The sequence below is a fragment of the Anabaena sp. TISTR 8404 genome, assembly GCF_056847745.1.
On sequence record NZ_CP180578.1, the window covers coordinates 4,814,821 to 4,831,468 of the forward strand.

Here is a 16,648-nt window from a genome sequence, read left to right on the forward strand (position 1 = left end):
TTTGTTGAGGTGGACACTGGGAAAAAACGGTTTCCGCCATTGCCCAGTGTCCATAAAGCACATAAGAAAAATGCCTGCACAATCGTTGAAAAACTTCAAAATAATTTTAGATTTTGCGATTTGAGATTTTAGATGCAATATAAATCTAAAATCCAACATCAACAATGCTTGAACTTTGGGGTGCCTTAGTTATTTTAATTGCCTGCCCCTTATTAGGAGGCTTACCGCTGATAGCCTGGATTACCAACGGGTTGACAGGTAGGCAATTGTCACAGATAGGCACAAAAAACATCAGTGTATCAGCCGCTTTTTATCATGGCGGCACATGGGTAGGGCTTTTGGCAGTGGTGTCAGAAGCTTTGAAAGGAATCGCCGCAGTTTTTCTGACTAGGATTTTTTTCCCAGATGGATCGCCTTGGGAAATAGTCGCCTTGATTGCTTTAGTCTTAGGTAGATTTTGGTTAGGCAAAGGGGCGGGGACAACTAATGCTGCATGGGGATTTCTCATACACGATCCACTCGTGGCCGTCTTTGTAACTTTTTTGGCACTCACCACATTCTTAGTATTTCGTACCAAACAACTGGTGAAGTACGGAGTGTTAGTTTTGTTTCCCTTATTTGTGGCCGTCTTACATTCTGATGATTTCTTTAGAATCATTGCAGCGATCGCTTTAGCTGTTTTACTGGGGTGGATTTATCGTCAAATGCCTGACGATCTAGATTTACCTGTAGAAGAAGCAGAGACAGATACACAGGCGACTTTAGAAACTTTGCAAAGCGATCCCCCGATTTTGACTTTAGATGATGAGTTGGATGCAGCTGTAGTTGGGCAGAAAGCGGCTACTCTCTCGCAAATAAAGCGTTGGGGCTATCCTGTACCGAAAGGCTGGGTAGTTGTTCCTGGTGCTGATCCAGAAAAATTAATTGCTATCCTGCAACCATCAGATTTATCGCCGTTAATTGTGCGTTCGTCTGCCATTGGTGAAGATTCCGAACACGCTTCCGCCGCTGGACAGTATGAAACAATAGTAAGTGTCACTAGTAAAGAACAATTGCAAACTGCGATCGCCCAAGTGCGTGATTCGTATAATCATCCAACAGCTGTGCAGTATCGGATTGATCGCGGTTTACCAGAAACAGCCATGACGGTACTGGTGCAGCAGCAAGTGCAAAGCGTGTATTCGGGAGTGGCGTTTACCCGCGATCCCATCACTCAGCAAGGCGATGCGATCGTCATTGAAGCCTTACCTGGTAGTCCGATTCAAGTTGTTTCTGGACAAGTTACCCCAGAACAATATCGCGCCTTTGTGGTCGAAACAGACAATATTTCCTCGATTCACATAGAAGGTACAGGACAAGTCCCTCAAGCCATCCTCAAACAAGTAGCTTACCTCGCCCACCGCATCGAAAAACGTTATCACGGCATTCCCCAAGATATTGAATGGAGTTATGACGGTCAAACGTTGTGGGTATTGCAAGCTAGACCAATTACTACCTTATTGCCAATATGGACAAGGAAGATTGCAGCGGAAGTGATTCCTGGTGTAATTCACCCCTTAACTTGGTCAATTAATCGACCTTTAACTTGTGGAGTTTGGGGAGATATTTTCACAATTGTTTTAGGCGATCGCGCTTCTGGGTTAGATTTTACAGAAACTGCCACGCTGCATTACTCCAGAGCTTATTTTAATGCCTCTCTCTTAGGAGATATTTTTCTACGAATGGGTTTACCGCCCGAAAGTTTAGAATTTCTGACCAGAGGCGCAAAAATGAGTAAACCCCCCTTACAGTCAACAATGCAGAATCTCCCAGGACTGATGCAGTTGCTGAAGCAGGAATTGAATTTAGACAAAGATTTTAAACAAGACTACCGCGAGTTATTTATTCCTGGGTTGTCGCAACTAGCCCATGAATCAATTGAGGAGATGGAACCAGCGGAACTCTTAGCCAGAATTGACTTTAACTTAGAATTACTGCGTCGTGGGACATATTACAGCATCTTCGCGCCCTTGAGTGCAGCCATCAGACAAGCTATCTTTCGGGTTAAAGATGGGCAGATTGATAACAGTGTGACACCAGAAGTCGCCGCATTGCGATCGCTCAGTGCCTTAGCCGCCGATGCAAGGCAAGTATTACCTGAGTTTGAGCCAGATACAGTATTTGAACAGTTAGAACAAACTCCCGAAGGGCAAAAAATTCTTTACGACTTTAACGAACTGCTGGAGGATTACGGTTATTTAAGTGATGTGGGGACTAACATTGCCGTTCCTACCTGGAAAGAAGACCCCCGACCAATTCAGCAGTTGTTTGTGCAATTGATTCAAGGTAATCAACCAGAAACAGGCGATGTAGACCCCATTAATCGCGCCTTATCAGGTAAACGTAAGCGCGGCTTTGTCCAAGAACGTGTGGATATTAAAGGACGCGTTACCGAAGTTTATTCGCGGCTGTTAGCCGAATTAAGATGGCGATTTGTGGCGATTGCAAAAAATTGGTTAAAAGCTGGTTTGCTTCAAGAAGCTGGAGATATCTTTTTCTTAGAAATCGAGGAAATCAGACAAATAATTGCCGCAGCAGATACTCCTTTGAGAGAACGCTTGCCAGAAATTATCGAATATAGGCGATCGCAATTTCTCGAAGATAGTAAAATTCCGCAAGTACCCATCTTAATTTACGGCAACACACCCCCGCACCCGTTGGCACCCTCGCCTTTATACTCTGACCAAGTATTACAAGGTATTCCCGCCAGTCACGGACAAGCGGTCGGGCGAGTAAAAGTAGTGCGGAACTTACAAGATTTGCCGCAAATCGACCGTGAAACAATTTTAGTTGTACCTTATACTGATTCTGGCTGGGCCCCTTTGTTAGTTAGGGCTGGTGGACTCATTGCTGAAGCTGGAGGTAGATTATCTCATGGCGCAATTGTCGCCCGTGAGTACGGTATTCCCGCCGTTATGGATGTTCGCGGTGCAACTTGGTTATTGCAAGATGGTCAACGAGTCAGAATTGATGGGTCTAGAGGTATCGTAGAACTATCTAACGACTTAAGGCCACAATGATTACTACTTCCCTCAACAACTTGCCAGAAGAATCAGTTTCTCACAACCCCGAAATCAAAAAAAAGGTGATGTTACGCTTTGGTGATTTACCTCACCTCACCAACTTTTCTCAAGCTCGTTTTGCCCCTGGACATACAGCACCAGCACATGCTCATCAAGATATGTGTGAAGTATTTTTTGTCGAAGCTGGTTCAGGGGTAATTCGTGTTGATGACAAAGAATATCCGCTGTTACCAGGAAACTGTATCGCAATAGAACCAGGAGAACTTCACGAAGTTATCAACAATGGTTCAACTGAACTAGTTCTTACTTACTTTGGGTTACGAGTAGAAGTATAGCAAGTGACAGGTGAGACCACTGCGGTGGACGGGTTTCCCGGCATAAAGCAAGTGGCGAATCCGAAGGGTGACAGAGTTAAAAGCTGTATTTTGATGTCTAAGTTTGATTATTTACTCATATCTGAACTACTTTGGCTATTGCTATATCTAACTCCTAACTTCTGACTCCTGAATTCTGAGTTCTGAATTCTCACTTTAATATTCCTCTGCTTGCCAATTAGGATTAGTAAGACTTGTTAGAATATGATCTTGCCATTTGCCATTAATTAATAAATAGTCTCTAGCATATCCTTCGACAACAAATCCTAACCGTTTTAGGACATTACCACTGCGTTGGTTGTGTGGCATATAATTTGCCATAACACGATGAAAATTTAAATCATCAAATACATATTGAATTGCCGCTTTTAGTCCTTCTGTCATGTATCCTTTACCTTGTTCAGTTTCTGCTAGGCTATAACCTACATAACAAAAATGAGCGGCTCCGCGAATAAAATTACTAAAATTAACTGTTCCAATGACTACGTTAGGATTTTTTTTAGGAAAAATAAATAGCTTTAACGATTGGTCATGAATAAATTCTAAAAAAGTATTTTCTAGTTGATATTGCCAATATTGTTCTGTAAAAAAATCATCTGCCCATTGAGGATAAAATGGAGTTAGATAAGATTTATTTTCAATAAAATATTTTAAGATTTGTGGAATATCTTCTTTGATGGCAATTCTTAATAATAGGCGATCGCTAGTAATGATTGGCAATTCCGAGTTCATACAAACTTGACTAACTTAATAACTTATGGCGAGAGTATTTACACTTATTGACTTTTATTGCTCTGGATGTATGCGGCTGCAACTGCTGATTGAAAACAGTAAAACTGTTATAACAAGATTTATGAAAATTAGCATTTTCTAGATTTGTACGGTATGGATCTACTTAAGCTAAGTTTTTCACAATACACATATACTATAAAAAAATGATCGCCCTTTGCCAGTGAAAAAAATTCTGGAAATTAGGCGATCGCTTTTTGAGTACATCCAATACTTTAATAGCTGTAACTAAGTTGTAGTTTGAGATAATCAATAAAATCTAGCAGTTCTGTCTCTGAAAGATGGTGACGTGATTTCTTGCCATATTTTTGCTGTAAATACTCTCTACCCTGCTTGGAAGTCCAGTTTAACTGTGATAAATATGTATCTGTTTTAGCGATAAAATCTGCCCGAATTTCTGATGTAATTGTGTTAGCCGAAATTTCTGCGGATTCTGGATTTACAGTTTTATTACCGTTGATTTTTAAACTGACTTTTTGTCCTAATGCCTGCCAGTCTATTTCCTTATGCCCATCCCAGCTAACCCCAACAGAACGATAAGTTACTGGATGATAGATTGTACAAAATACAATAGCTTTGTCTCCCGGACTCACAGCAATAGTTAGTGGTTGCAGCAATTGTTCGTAACTTAGGGCATTAAGTGAAAGCAATAAACCCTTTGAAAAATAAGATTCACTTCCTGAGCGAATAATATATGGCTTATCTGCCAAAATATGTAAATCTGTTTTTTCACTTTTTCCCTGAGAAGTTTCTACTTCTTTCTTAACTTCAATTTCTGTAATAATTCCAGTTAATGCTCTGTCATAAATAGGGATTTGTCTTGCATCATCTGAGAGCATATACCAACAGTGGTCACTTTCTTTACTAACAAAGATATACTGTGGTTTTGGGATAGATCCGAACCCTAATTTAACACCCATATTGTCTAAGAATATCTATGTAAATAAATTACCGTAGCAACAATAATTACAAATTGTACCAACAAGCAACTAGTGTATTTACATATATAATTCCCTATTCAACAAATTAATTAACAACCGGAAACAAAAACCTAAAACAAGCCAAGCTCCTCAACAGGGTTTTTGAGGAGCTTGGCTTAGTGTTACGTGAGTTTAATAACAGCTAAATGAACGGATAAAAATCAATTTGATTCCTTAATCAGGTTATTGGGATCATCGATGGGACTAAGATCCCCAACAAACTTCAGTAAATCCGCCATTGTAAATGTACCTGGAATTTGGGCTGGTAATGTTGGTTTCCAATCTGGATTACGTACTAAATATGAACTGCTGTCTCCTTCTAGTAAACCAACAAACACCTCAGCCAAGATACGGCTTCCTACTTGACCCAAACGCTCACCTTGACCTTGAATTTGTGCTTCTTTGAGGATGTAGTACCACAATGGTGATTCAATATCAAATCCATGTTTAACAGCAACTGCTCCATCAGGGCCAGTAGCAATTTCAGCCTTGGTCAAGCGCTTGAATTTCATGAATCGAGCAACACTTTGACCAGATGGTAAACCGACACTGCGACCACGAAGTAAGTTTCTTACAGCTAGTGAATTTGGTGGTGGCACGTTGGGCAAATTCTTCAGCGGGTCAACCAAGAATGGATCTAGCTTACGGCTATGATTAATTGGCACAGCTGCATCAATCTCATAAAATCTTCTCCAGTCAATAATCCAATCACTGGGAATTGGAATATTAGCAAAATCACCTAATTTACCTGATTTTGCAGTGAAAGCAAACAGCAATTCTAGAGTCGCAGGTGTAACGCCACCAGGACGAGGCGTAAAAACTCGGTTATAGTCGTAAACTGCACGTACCATACTATGACCTAGACGGTAGGCAGCTACAGCAAACTCTACAGGAATAAAAGGCTGGTCTTTAAACAAGAAAAAGTCTCTACCTTTCTTGAGAACGATTTCTAACTGCTCTTTATCAATTAGGCGAGTCAAAAAGTCATGGATGACAATCCATTGATAGTGCCAAATTACTAATTCTCTGGCTTGTTCAAAAACAGACTTATCAATAGAACTTGTGGGCTTAATGCTGCCATCCCTGATACCAGCGACTACTTTATTATGAAACTTAAGGAAAACTAGATGAAGTTGGGCAACAATTAGGTTTTCATCGTTACGTGAATCACCTAAGACAGCCAACGTACTCGAAAGTCGGGGGAGGTCGTGAGGCAGTTTAGTTTTAACGTTGGGATCTCCCGCACCAGGAGCTTCATTTGTGGTACCTATCAAAAATAGATCTGGGTCATCTAGTTGGTATAGATATGGCTGCGCTTCTGGCCCAGAACCATAGATACTATCAAGATCCAGCATTGGAGTGCGGAAATTAACTACTGCCAATGGGTCTACAATAATCTCCTGCAAAGCAGTAGTATCTAAAGTAATGTCATGATCAATAAATTGACCCAAATAGGTAAACCCTGCGGGAACCTTCAAATTGTCTCCTTCTGTTTTCTCAGGGCTAGGATCGCTCATCGCGTTGCCTAACTCGGTCAAACTTTCTACAGATGGAGTGAAGGGACGAAGTTTAGGAAATAACCTACCGAACTTCCCAGTAGGTGCAAATTCACTCAAGGGTTGTTTTTCACCATTACGAGGGGGAAATCCATGCCGTCTACGCATATCGGCTCCTTTATATTCAGTATCTTATTTATCAGTAATACTGAACGTAGTATAGTTTTCCGAAAATGGCTTTAGCAGTACCCCTAAGGGTACTATTTACCCCTGTTTGATAGCGCTTCTGAAAATATGAAATGGCAACCCATCAAGGCAGACTAATTTGTACGGTTTTTCTCTTAAATGTTGTAAATTAGCTATTTCAAATTAAAGTTTCTGGTTCTACACCTAAAGCCTTTAATTGTTGTGCAAGTAGTTGCATTTTTTGTTGTGTTTGTATGCGTAGCTGTCGCTCAAAATTTAACTGTTCTTCCATTTCCTGAATACGTTCTTCTGGGGTGAGCAACCTTTGTCCTTGCTCGTTATACCAATACAACCATTCCCGTGCAATACCTTGATAAATTCCTCGTTCTCTTCCAATTCCTAAATTAATCTCTGGTATCCAAATGGGATTTCCTGACATTAAGAAATATTCACCATCTCTTAACTGATAAACTTCCAAAGGTGGCTTTTTCCGCCGCAGAGGTTTGTAAATAACGTAATACAAAACTCCTAATTCTTTAGCGTAAAATTCTTTTTTAGTACTATACTCACCATGACTGATTTGAGAAACCACCTCTAGTGCTAAAATTGGTGGCTGTTTTTCTTCCCACATGACATAACTAAGACGTAAGTCGCCATCAATAAATCGCTTAACTCCTACACTGAGAAATCCATCAGGAGCGATCGCAGCTTTTTTAGGGTCATAATAAATACCCATATTAACGCCAAAAAACCAATCCCAACGCTCTGACCATACAAAAGCCAGCGTAGCTTTTAGCAAACTGAGAATTAAATTTTGTAGTTCATTATCCACAGGTGTATCCTCTGAGTCTGGTAGCTCTTCGGAAGATGGCAAACAGTGTAACGGGTTGTAGTTTAACATGAGTGGCAATGGTAGATGCTATTTCTACAAAGATTTTAGAAAATAAATTAATTTTGATATATGTAGATATCGCTAAGTTTTAAAATCTCAAGCAATACAGCGGCTTTTAGATAAAAGTGTATAGCTGAAATGGTAGCTGCACAATTATTTAACCAACAAAAAGGTAATGCAATTGAAACTGTTTATGGTAGCCTAACTACAGGTAATAGCTGGAAATTTATGCGGCTGACTGGGCAGGTAGTAGAAATTGATTTAAATGAATATTTTTTTAAGTGATGTAGGGAAAATTCTAGGAATTTTTAGAAGCTTTATAGAGTCTAATAATTAGCTTTATACAAAAAAGGCGAGTATAAAACCCGCCCTAAAAAATTTCAATTAAAGTGACCAATTATTAACTAATTACCAATAATTGGCGCATTTAATGAAATCTTGGGTGCTTCTTCTTTTTTCTGTGCCAATGTAGGTACAGAATCACGCAATCTTGCTGTTAGTTGTACGGTTGTAGCGTCGTAAATTTGAGTCAGCAATTTGGGATAGAAACCAATACCAATAATTGGCACTAGCAAACAAGCAATGATAAAGACTTCGCGGGGTTCAGCATCGATAAGTTTCTGGTGAGAAACTAATTCTTCGTTTTCTTTACCGTAGAAAATTTCTCGCAGCATGGATAGCAAATAAATGGGTGTTAAAATTACCCCAACTGCCATCAAGAATACTACGATAACTTTGAAGGTAGAGCTATAAGCATCGCTAGTGGCAAAGCCAACAAATACCATTAATTCTGCTACGAAACCGCTCATTCCTGGCAATGCCAAAGAAGCCATTGAACAGGCGGTGAACATAGCAAAAATTTTCTGCATTCGCTTACCAACACCACCCATTTCATCCAGCATGAGGGTGTGTGTGCGATCGTAAGTTGCACCGACAAGGAAGAACAAACTCGCCCCAATTAAACCGTGAGACACCATTTGCAGTACTGCACCACTCAATCCCAAATCGGTGAAGGAGGCGATACCGATGGTCACAAAGCCCATGTGCGAAATTGAGGAGTAAGCAATTTTTCGCTTGAGGTTGCGCTGGGCAAAGGATGTCAGGGCGGCGTAGATAATGTTCACTACCCCTAAAATGACCAGAACCGGGGCGAAATAAGCATGGGCATCAGGCAGCATTTGGGCATTCATCCGAATTAAGGCATAGCCGCCCATTTTCAGAAGAATACCTGCCAGTAACATATGCACGGGTGCTGTAGCTTCGCCGTGGGCATCGGGTAGCCAAGTATGCAAGGGAATAATAGGCAATTTGACGGCGTAGGCAATCAAAAAGCCACCATAGAGTAACAATTGAAAATTGAGGGCGTAATCTTTGAGTGCGAGCGATCGCATATCAAAGGTGACTGTATCGCCATAAAAGGCCATCGTCAACGCCCCGACCAAAATAAACAGCGAACCGCCTGCGGTGTACAAAATAAACTTTGTCGCTGCATATTGCCGCCTTTTACCGCCCCAAATTGCCAGTAGCAGGTAAACCGGAATCAATTCCAGTTCCCACACTAAGAAAAACAGCAGCATATCCTGCACAGCGAATACGGCAATTTGACCGCCATACATCGCTAGGATTAAAAAGTAAAATAGCCTTGGTTTGAGGGTGACAGGCCACGCTGCTAATATCGCCAGGGTAGTAATGAATCCAGTCAAAATAATTAGGGGCATGGATAAGCCATCTGCCCCTACTGACCACTTCAAATCTAGTTGTGGAACCCAGGCATAACTTTCAAACAGCTGCAAATCTGGATTGGAAAAGTCATACCCGGTATAAAAAGCGTAGACAATCAGTGCGAAGTCTATCAACCCAACAATCAGGGAATACCAGCGCACTGTTTTACCGTCTTTATCCGGGATGATCGGAATCAGGAGTGCTGCCACAATCGGCAACAGAATAATCGTAGTCAGCCACGGGAAATTAGCTGTATTCATCACAATTTGTCTGAAATCAAAATCATGTTTATCAAGGAAGCCCTAGCTATTAAGTAGCAGCTTTTTGAGGATTTGGCATTCCTTGTTAGGTTGATTTAATCAACATAAAGAAAGATGAAGGTGGGTCAACCTGTACCCAAGCCTTCATCTTTGAAAGTGCTGAGTGCTAAGTTAAAAGTGCTGAGTCAAGATAGTGCCTACGGTACTGCTTGCTAATTGCGAATTCTTTTTCTACTCAATACTCAGCACTCGGCACTCGGCACTCGGTTAGGTGATACCAAAAACGATCACTAAGCCTAAAACTGCGCCAAACACAATCAAGGCATAAAATTGAACGCGACCGTTTTCTAAGTATTTCAACCCTTCGCCGCTAACCAGGGTGAAAAAGCCTGTTAGGTTGACAGCACCATCAACGACGCGGAAGTCAACTTCCATGACTTGTCTAGCTACGCGACGCAAGCCAAGGACGAAGACGCGGTGATAAATGTCGTCAAAGTACCACTTGTTGAGTGATAGCTCGTATAGGGGTTTGATTTTCGCAGCGATCGCAGCTGGGTCAATTTTCCCACGCAAATACATCAAGGAAGCCAAGGTAATCCCAATCAAGGAAATACCTACAGAAGCCCCCGCCATAATATAAAATTCCGTCGGGTTGAACTCGGCGGCTTTTTCTAGAACTTCGGTGAGGGTTTCGTTAGGTGAGTAAATAAATTCCTCGAAGTAATTGGCGAAAGGAGTCCCTAGCAAACCAATCAAAATCGAAGGCACAGCCAGCACGACTAATGGCAAGGTCATCGTCCACGGTGACTCATGGGGAGTATCGCTGTGATGACCACCAGAACCATGATGGCCTCCTGTCGCAGCTAGTTCACCGTGTTTCATTGCCCCAGGGCCAAAAGTCGGGGCTGGTTCTTCGGCTTCTAATTCCAGAATGATTGTCGCCGCTTTCTTGAGCTTGTCTTTGATTTTCTCGTCCGTACCCCGGAACTTGCCTTCAAATGTCATGAAATACATTCTGAACATATAGAAAGCAGTGATCCCAGCAGTTAGCCAGCCAACTATCCACAAAAATGGATTGGCTTCAAATGCCTTACCGAGAATTTCATCTTTTGACCAAAAACCAGCAAAAGGCGGAATACCGGAAATAGCCAAGCAACCAATCAAGAAGGTAATGGCTGTAATTGGCATATATTTCCGCAGTTTGCCCATCAAGCGCATATCTTGGGCTAAAGCGGGGTCATGTCCAACGACTCCTTCCATCCCGTGAATTACAGAACCGGAACCCAAGAACAGCATCGCCTTGAAATAAGCGTGAGTCATCAGGTGGAACAAGCCAGCACTGTAAGCGCCTACTCCCATCGCCATTACCATGTAACCCAATTGGGAGATGGTGGAGTATGCCAAGCCTTTTTTGATGTCGTTTTGCGTAATCGCAATGGTTGCCCCTAAAAACGCTGTAAATGCCCCAGTAAAGGCAATAACGTTCATGGCTGCGGGGACATGTTCAAAAACAGGGTACATCCGCGCTACCAGGAACACACCCGCCGCCACCATTGTTGCAGCGTGGATTAGGGCAGAAATGGGGGTCGGGCCTTCCATCGCGTCTGGTAGCCAAACGTGCAGGGGGAATTGCGCTGATTTCGCTACAGGGCCGAGAAAGACTAAAATCGCAAACAGAACGGCAAGGAAATTGCTCACTGTACCTGCTTGCACTAGTTGAGCGAGGCGATCGCCCATAACATGAAAATCAAAGCTGCCTGTTGCCCAGAACAGCCCCAAAATGCCCAGTAATAGGCCAAAGTCGCCGACACGGTTGGTGACAAATGCTTTTTGGGCTGCATCTGCTGCCGACTTGCGATCGTACCAGAAGCCGACCAGCAAGTAGGAACACATCCCGACCAGTTCCCAGAATATATAAACTTGCACTAGGTTGGGGCTGATCACCAGACCCAACATCGATGAGCCAAACAAGCTCAGATAAGCGTAAAACCTTACATATCCAGGATCATGTGCCATGTAGCCATCGGTGTAAACCATGACTAAAAAGGCTACGGTTGTCACAATTACCAGCATAAGGGCTGTCAGATGGTCGATTGTGTAGCCCATGCTCAGGTGGAAATTCCCAGCTGCTGCCCATTCCAAGGTACGGAGGTAAGTTGGGTGTCCTTGAATTTGACTCCACAGCAAGGCAAACGACAAGCCCATTGCTGCTCCCATCAAGGAGATAATTAACACAGCATTGAGTTGCCGCAGGCGGTTAGTCACCTGATTGATCGAAATTAATCCCAAACCGACCAGCATTGCCCCTAACAGGGGTAACACCGGAATCAGCCAGGCATATTCATAGATTGCTTCCATCACTGACGCGTAATTTTAGAATTCTTGACTAGCTTAGGACAGTTTTGCGGTGGCTGTCCTCCGCAGGCAACTGTCCAGGTCGGAACTGTTAATAATTGTGACACACACCCCTGATGATAAAATACCCCACCCAAGGGTGATTGGGCGGGGTAATTAAGCATGGTTTTAGATTTGCACTGAGTACCAACGTCCATAGTCTATAGTTCAAAAAAAGAATTCTTAACCATTGACCATTGACTATTGACAAATATCTTTTATCATGCAGTACGGCATTCTAAATCTGCTGTTTGGGAATGATTGTATGTTTGAAAACGGTTGGTGTAGGTGAGCTTGATTTCTTCTAACGCTAGACGTAAATCGTCTCTGCCACGAAAACCTTCTAGGCGATGTCGGATAATTCCGTTTTCTACTAAAAGTAAGGTGGGTAGTGACTTGAGACGATAAGTGTTAGATAGGTGGAAGTTTTCATCGGCATTAACTCCAACCAATTTAATTTGCTCCCCGCATTGAGATTTAAATTGCAACAATAAAGGGTGAATAATCCGGCATAAGCCGCACCAAGGTGCTTCAAAATTCACTAAAACAGGTATTGGAGATTCTAAAACTTCTTGAGTAAATGTCCGCTCACTAACCGACAACACCATGACGCCTCGAAAATTATAGGGTTTTAATATCAAACTAGCTATCAGCAGGGAGAATTGGCAACCCAGTCAGCACCTATCTATAGAAGCATTCAGGACTAAGATGATTAAACAAATAATTCCGCTTTGATTTTAACTGTGATAAAAAAGCCAGCGCGACTGTCACGGTGGCTTTTTGATTTTTAACTCCTGATTGCCGCTGCTATAGAGGGGGTTGAGAATACAGTGTCATTAAATTCTCAACCAAGGCATTTGACCAGCGACTTACCACTATATAAAAATCAAACTGGCTAAGCTTTCCCCCACTGACAACTATTTGAATTGATCCTACATTGATTTGGCAGCAATTGATAAGCAGAAATTTTCATTCACTTGGATTTTCTTTTGATAATGGGGATCAACAAAAATCACCATCCTATTTTACTAGTAGCTACTATCAACAGGGGATGTGACCACCATAGCAGAGCTACAAAAATTGCTACTCCTAAATAAGCAGGACGAATAAACTCCTGCCATTTGATAGATTGACGACCATCAATAATTGCTTTAAAGGGAATGATGGAAGTTCTTTGTTTCACAAGTTCAAAAGCTTCTCCGTAACGTTGAGCCAAACGGCGATCGCCATGCCAAACTCCAAATAAGTGATGTAATACCAATCCTATAGATGTTACCAAGGTAAAGCTAGTACCTAACCAAAGAGTATGAGCCACACACCAAATAATTTGCCCAACCATCTGGGGATGACGGGTAATCCGAATAATCCCTGTTTCATACAGATGGACTTGGGGCTTTTGAATAGCAGCAATTTCTAGTAGATTGAAGGTGGCAGGATACAAAAACAAAAACGAAATTGCTGACAGCACCCAAACTACAGCCTGTATCCCTGGTACCCCCTGTACCTGCCAAATTTGCCAGCCATCATAGCGGTGGTTAAAAAAGTAAATAATTAGGATGACAGCCAAAGGTAAACTAACTAATGCAAACAAAATGCGATAAAGCCTTGCTCCTATGTGCTTCTCAGCCAATGGACGTAGAGCAGCGCCACCGCTGTGGGCGATCGCAAAAGCAAATTGTAACCCCAACATGACAAAATGACTGGGAGTAAACCAAGGATTGGGCATCGTAGACATGGGTGAAGTTATTTAAACAAAAGTTAATACAGTACAACCAATAACACAAAGTATTCAACAGGGGACTTGAGAGAAGATGCAGTAGTACTGTTTTTTTTGAGTCAAGTCTTCAAATTTTCAGATGCAATAAATCATCTCTCACTACCCAGTGATCAAATCCGATTTATTGCCAAAGTCGCTCCTTTCAAAGTTTGTGGGTTGAGCCTTATGTCTGACCTTCCTTTCACTTTAGATCAGTTACGTATTCTGAAAGCGATCGCACAAGAAGGGAGCTTCAAGCGTGCCGCTGATAGTCTTTACGTCTCCCAACCTGCTGTTAGTTTGCAAGTGCAGAACCTCGAACGGCAGCTAGATGTCCCCCTCTTCGACCGTGGTGGCCGTCGCGCACAATTAACCGAAGCAGGGCATCTACTTCTAAGTTACGGTGAGAAAATCCTCAGTCTGTGTCAAGAAACCTGCCGCGCCATTGAGGATCTACAAAATCTCCAAGGTGGTACTTTAATTGTCGGTGCTTCTCAAACCACCGGGACTTATCTATTGCCACGAATGATTGGGATGTTCCGGCAAAAATATCCAGATGTTGCTGTACAATTACATGTTCACTCGACTCGCCGGACTGCTTGGAGTGTAGCCAACGGACAAGTTGATTTAGCAATCATCGGTGGTGAAATTCCCGGCGAATTAGCCGAATCTTTGGAAATTATTCCTTATGCAGAAGATGAACTGGCACTGATTTTACCCGTCTTTCATCCCTTTGCTAAACTTGAAACAATTCAAAAAGAAGACCTATATAAATTACAATTCATTGCTTTAGATTCGCAATCAACTATTCGCAAGGTCATCGATCAAGTATTAGCACGCTGCGAAATTGATACCAGGCGTTTTAAAATTGAAATGGAACTAAATTCCATAGAAGCAATCAAAAATGCCGTGCAATCAGGCCTAGGGGCTGCTTTTGTTTCAACCTCAGCGATTGCTAAAGAGCTACAAATGGGTGTGCTACACTGCTCCCCAATAGAAGGTGTAATCGTCAAACGCACACTATGGTTGATTTTCAATCCCAATCGCTATCGATCCAAAGCCGCAGAGGCATTTAGTCAGGAAATTCTACCGCAATTTGCTACTCCGGGATGGAACCAAGACCTGATAAAATTGTCACAAAAAAAGCTAGTAGTAAATACATTAGATGTAGCAACACCCAGTTCTTCTGACGAAGGCTGATACTTGTCAATAGTCAATAGTCATTAGTAAAGGGCTACAGGCTATTGACTACTAACTGTGGACTATTGACTAACAATTAACATGGAAGCTTACTGCACCCGTCCACGCTGCCCCCGCCCGAAAAACTACTTTGCCGACTTGGATGATGTGACAACGCTAAAAACAGCACAGCAAAAATATTGTGCTACATGCGGGATGCCACTAATCTTAGATGGTAGATATATGTCTACCAAATTACTCGGTCGGGGAGGATTTGCCTCCGCTTTTTTAGCACGCGATCGCCGCATTCCGGGACTTCGTGCATGTGTAGTCAAGCAGTTCCAACCTGCGGAAAACATCAGTTCTAATCAATTGCGCATAGCACAACAACTGTTTGAAAGAGAAGCAGATGTTTTAGCAGAAATAGGCAGAGAACACGAGCAAATACCAGAACTATACGCTTTTTTTCAAGTCACAGTTCCCAGCTTCACCCAGCCAAATCACGAAGAACAGTTTTTTTACTTGGTACAAGAATATATTGATGGGCTAAATCTTGAGGAAGAATTAACTCAAAAGGGGAAATTTTCGGAATCTGAAATTTTATACTTGTTGCAGGAAATCCTCAAAATCCTCAAATTTGTCCATGATAAAGGCATTCTTCATCGAGACATCAAGCCTTCTAATATCATGCGCCGCCAGGATGGGAAACTGTTTCTCTTAGATTTTGGCGCAGTTAAGCAAGTCACAAATGTCGCATCAGGTTCAGTTACTTCATCCACAGGAATTTATTCTGCGGGATTTGCACCCCCAGAACAAATGACTGGTAATCAAGTATTTCCATGTACAGATTTATATGCTTTAGCTGTAACAGCGGTTACCTTGCTTACAGGTGTACCAGCAACTCAGTTATTCGACCCCCTGATCAACCAGTGGACATGGCGATCGCATGTGAATCTGAATCCACACTTAGCTGAAGTACTAGATAAAATGCTTCTGCCTGCGGTTAGTCAACGCTTTCAATCAGCCGAGGAAGTACTGGCAGAACTTTGTAACCAAGTAATACCTCCAACTGTATTAACTGCATTACCAACAACGCCGCCAGCAGCCCAGGTAATACAGTCGCATTCTACCTTTTCTACCTGGGAGTTATTAACAGGAGCAGCTTTTAGCGGATTAGAAAGTGCATTAATTGCGATCGCGCTATCTAGTCTAATACCATCACTCATCATCGTTTTGAGTATGACAGCCGTGATTTTGGCTTTAATGATTTTTGGGCAAACTAGACGCTGGATTAAAAAAATAGATTTATTAATTATTTCGGGAATAACATTTGCTATTGTTTTTTTTGTTCCTTTCTTGCATGCAGGACTAGATATTCAACAAATAGTGGTTTTAGCAGTTGCAGGCAGCTTAATAGCTATTGTATTTACCACACTATTTCGTCTTATATATAAGTTATTATCTATGATGTTTTAACTATAGCTAACTCCCTGTACAACTAATATTTACTTTTTACAAAGCACTTATATCTCTGTTAGCAACTATTTTCAGGAATTAA

At 41.9% G+C, this 16,648-nt stretch carries 13 protein-coding genes; 5 read left to right on the forward strand and 8 right to left on the reverse strand.

The window, feature by feature from the left end:
* Positions 1-164 precede the first annotated feature (164 nt).
* Together ACMX3D_RS20810 and ACMX3D_RS20815 are read left to right on the forward strand one after the other, a co-directional pair.
* Positions 165-3,059: a glycerol-3-phosphate acyltransferase gene (locus tag ACMX3D_RS20810; protein WP_482747739.1), complete on the forward strand. Its 2,895-nt coding sequence runs from the start codon at positions 165-167 to the stop codon at positions 3,057-3,059.
* Positions 3,056-3,397, forward strand: coding sequence for a cupin domain-containing protein (locus ACMX3D_RS20815; protein ID WP_482747740.1), 342 nt, complete (start codon positions 3,056-3,058; stop codon positions 3,395-3,397). The genes ACMX3D_RS20810 and ACMX3D_RS20815 overlap by 4 nt, the downstream gene beginning before the upstream one ends.
* Before the next feature lie 195 nt (positions 3,398-3,592).
* Here the strand turns inward: ACMX3D_RS20815 and rimJ are convergent, their stop codons facing one another.
* The 4 genes from rimJ to ACMX3D_RS20835 all read right to left on the reverse strand — a co-directional run bounded on the left by rimJ (position 3,593) and on the right by ACMX3D_RS20835 (position 7,788).
* Entirely contained in the window at positions 3,593-4,168 is a 576-nt protein-coding gene (rimJ, locus tag ACMX3D_RS20820) for a ribosomal protein S5-alanine N-acetyltransferase (protein ID WP_482747741.1), read from the reverse strand.
* A 272-nt stretch (positions 4,169-4,440) separates the two neighbouring features.
* Positions 4,441-5,145 carry a hypothetical protein gene (locus tag ACMX3D_RS20825; protein ID WP_482747742.1) on the reverse strand — a complete coding sequence of 235 codons (705 nt, stop codon included), beginning with the start codon at positions 5,143-5,145 and terminating at the stop codon, positions 4,441-4,443.
* A gap of 221 nt (positions 5,146-5,366) precedes the next feature.
* Complete coding sequence (locus ACMX3D_RS20830; RefSeq protein ID WP_482747743.1) at positions 5,367-6,869, reverse strand: peroxidase family protein; 1,503 nt, start codon at positions 6,867-6,869, stop codon at positions 5,367-5,369.
* Between the two features lie 196 nt (positions 6,870-7,065).
* Positions 7,066-7,788, reverse strand: a complete 723-nt coding sequence (locus ACMX3D_RS20835) for a Uma2 family endonuclease (RefSeq protein ID WP_482747744.1) — start codon at positions 7,786-7,788, stop codon at positions 7,066-7,068.
* Positions 7,789-7,917: 129 nt separating this feature from the next.
* On the opposite strand from ACMX3D_RS20835, the gene ACMX3D_RS20840 reads away from it, so the two are divergent.
* The gene (locus ACMX3D_RS20840; RefSeq protein WP_482747745.1) at positions 7,918-8,064 is read left to right on the forward strand and encodes a hypothetical protein; all 147 of its coding nucleotides are present in this window, start codon (positions 7,918-7,920) and stop codon (positions 8,062-8,064) included.
* 119 nt (positions 8,065-8,183) lie between these two features.
* Here the strand turns inward: ACMX3D_RS20840 and ndhD1 are convergent, their stop codons facing one another.
* From ndhD1 to ACMX3D_RS20860, 4 genes are all read right to left on the reverse strand, one after another.
* Positions 8,184-9,761: a photosynthetic/respiratory NAD(P)H-quinone oxidoreductase subunit D1 gene (ndhD1, locus tag ACMX3D_RS20845; protein WP_482747746.1), complete on the reverse strand. Its 1,578-nt coding sequence runs from the start codon at positions 9,759-9,761 to the stop codon at positions 8,184-8,186.
* A 267-nt stretch (positions 9,762-10,028) separates the two neighbouring features.
* Positions 10,029-12,119, reverse strand: a complete 2,091-nt coding sequence (locus tag ACMX3D_RS20850; RefSeq protein ID WP_482747747.1) for an NAD(P)H-quinone oxidoreductase subunit 5 — start codon at positions 12,117-12,119, stop codon at positions 10,029-10,031.
* 257 nt (positions 12,120-12,376) lie between these two features.
* Entirely contained in the window at positions 12,377-12,763 is a 387-nt protein-coding gene (locus tag ACMX3D_RS20855) for a thioredoxin family protein (protein ID WP_482747748.1), read from the reverse strand.
* A gap of 404 nt (positions 12,764-13,167) precedes the next feature.
* Complete coding sequence (locus ACMX3D_RS20860; protein WP_482747749.1) at positions 13,168-13,890, reverse strand: NnrU family protein; 723 nt, start codon at positions 13,888-13,890, stop codon at positions 13,168-13,170.
* A 207-nt stretch (positions 13,891-14,097) separates the two neighbouring features.
* Between ACMX3D_RS20860 and ACMX3D_RS20865 the strand changes: the two genes are divergently transcribed.
* On the forward strand, positions 14,098-15,111 hold the full coding sequence (locus tag ACMX3D_RS20865) for a LysR substrate-binding domain-containing protein (protein WP_482747750.1): 1,014 nt from the start codon (positions 14,098-14,100) through the stop codon (positions 15,109-15,111).
* An 81-nt stretch (positions 15,112-15,192) separates the two neighbouring features.
* Positions 15,193-16,566, forward strand: a complete 1,374-nt coding sequence (locus ACMX3D_RS20870; protein WP_482747751.1) for a protein kinase domain-containing protein — start codon at positions 15,193-15,195, stop codon at positions 16,564-16,566.
* Positions 16,567-16,648: the final 82 nt, after the last annotated feature.

What these genes read in the sequence shown, in the direction of transcription:
- ACMX3D_RS20810 (WP_482747739.1), top strand. Translation starts at nt 165, where the DNA reads ATGCTTGAACTTTGGGGTGCCTTAGTTATTTTAATTGCCTGCCCCTTA.
- ACMX3D_RS20815 (WP_482747740.1), top strand. Translation starts at nt 3,056, where the DNA reads ATGATTACTACTTCCCTCAACAACTTGCCAGAAGAATCAGTTTCTCAC.
- rimJ (WP_482747741.1), bottom strand. Translation starts at nt 4,168, where the DNA reads ATGAACTCGGAATTGCCAATCATTACTAGCGATCGCCTATTATTAAGA.
- ACMX3D_RS20825 (WP_482747742.1), bottom strand. Translation starts at nt 5,145, where the DNA reads ATGGGTGTTAAATTAGGGTTCGGATCTATCCCAAAACCACAGTATATC.
- ACMX3D_RS20830 (WP_482747743.1), bottom strand. Translation starts at nt 6,869, where the DNA reads ATGCGTAGACGGCATGGATTTCCCCCTCGTAATGGTGAAAAACAACCC.
- ACMX3D_RS20835 (WP_482747744.1), bottom strand. Translation starts at nt 7,788, where the DNA reads ATGTTAAACTACAACCCGTTACACTGTTTGCCATCTTCCGAAGAGCTA.
- ACMX3D_RS20840 (WP_482747745.1), top strand. Translation starts at nt 7,918, where the DNA reads ATGGTAGCTGCACAATTATTTAACCAACAAAAAGGTAATGCAATTGAA.
- ndhD1 (WP_482747746.1), bottom strand. Translation starts at nt 9,761, where the DNA reads ATGAATACAGCTAATTTCCCGTGGCTGACTACGATTATTCTGTTGCCG.
- ACMX3D_RS20850 (WP_482747747.1), bottom strand. Translation starts at nt 12,119, where the DNA reads ATGGAAGCAATCTATGAATATGCCTGGCTGATTCCGGTGTTACCCCTG.
- ACMX3D_RS20855 (WP_482747748.1), bottom strand. Translation starts at nt 12,763, where the DNA reads ATGGTGTTGTCGGTTAGTGAGCGGACATTTACTCAAGAAGTTTTAGAA.
- ACMX3D_RS20860 (WP_482747749.1), bottom strand. Translation starts at nt 13,890, where the DNA reads ATGTCTACGATGCCCAATCCTTGGTTTACTCCCAGTCATTTTGTCATG.
- ACMX3D_RS20865 (WP_482747750.1), top strand. Translation starts at nt 14,098, where the DNA reads ATGTCTGACCTTCCTTTCACTTTAGATCAGTTACGTATTCTGAAAGCG.
- ACMX3D_RS20870 (WP_482747751.1), top strand. Translation starts at nt 15,193, where the DNA reads ATGGAAGCTTACTGCACCCGTCCACGCTGCCCCCGCCCGAAAAACTAC.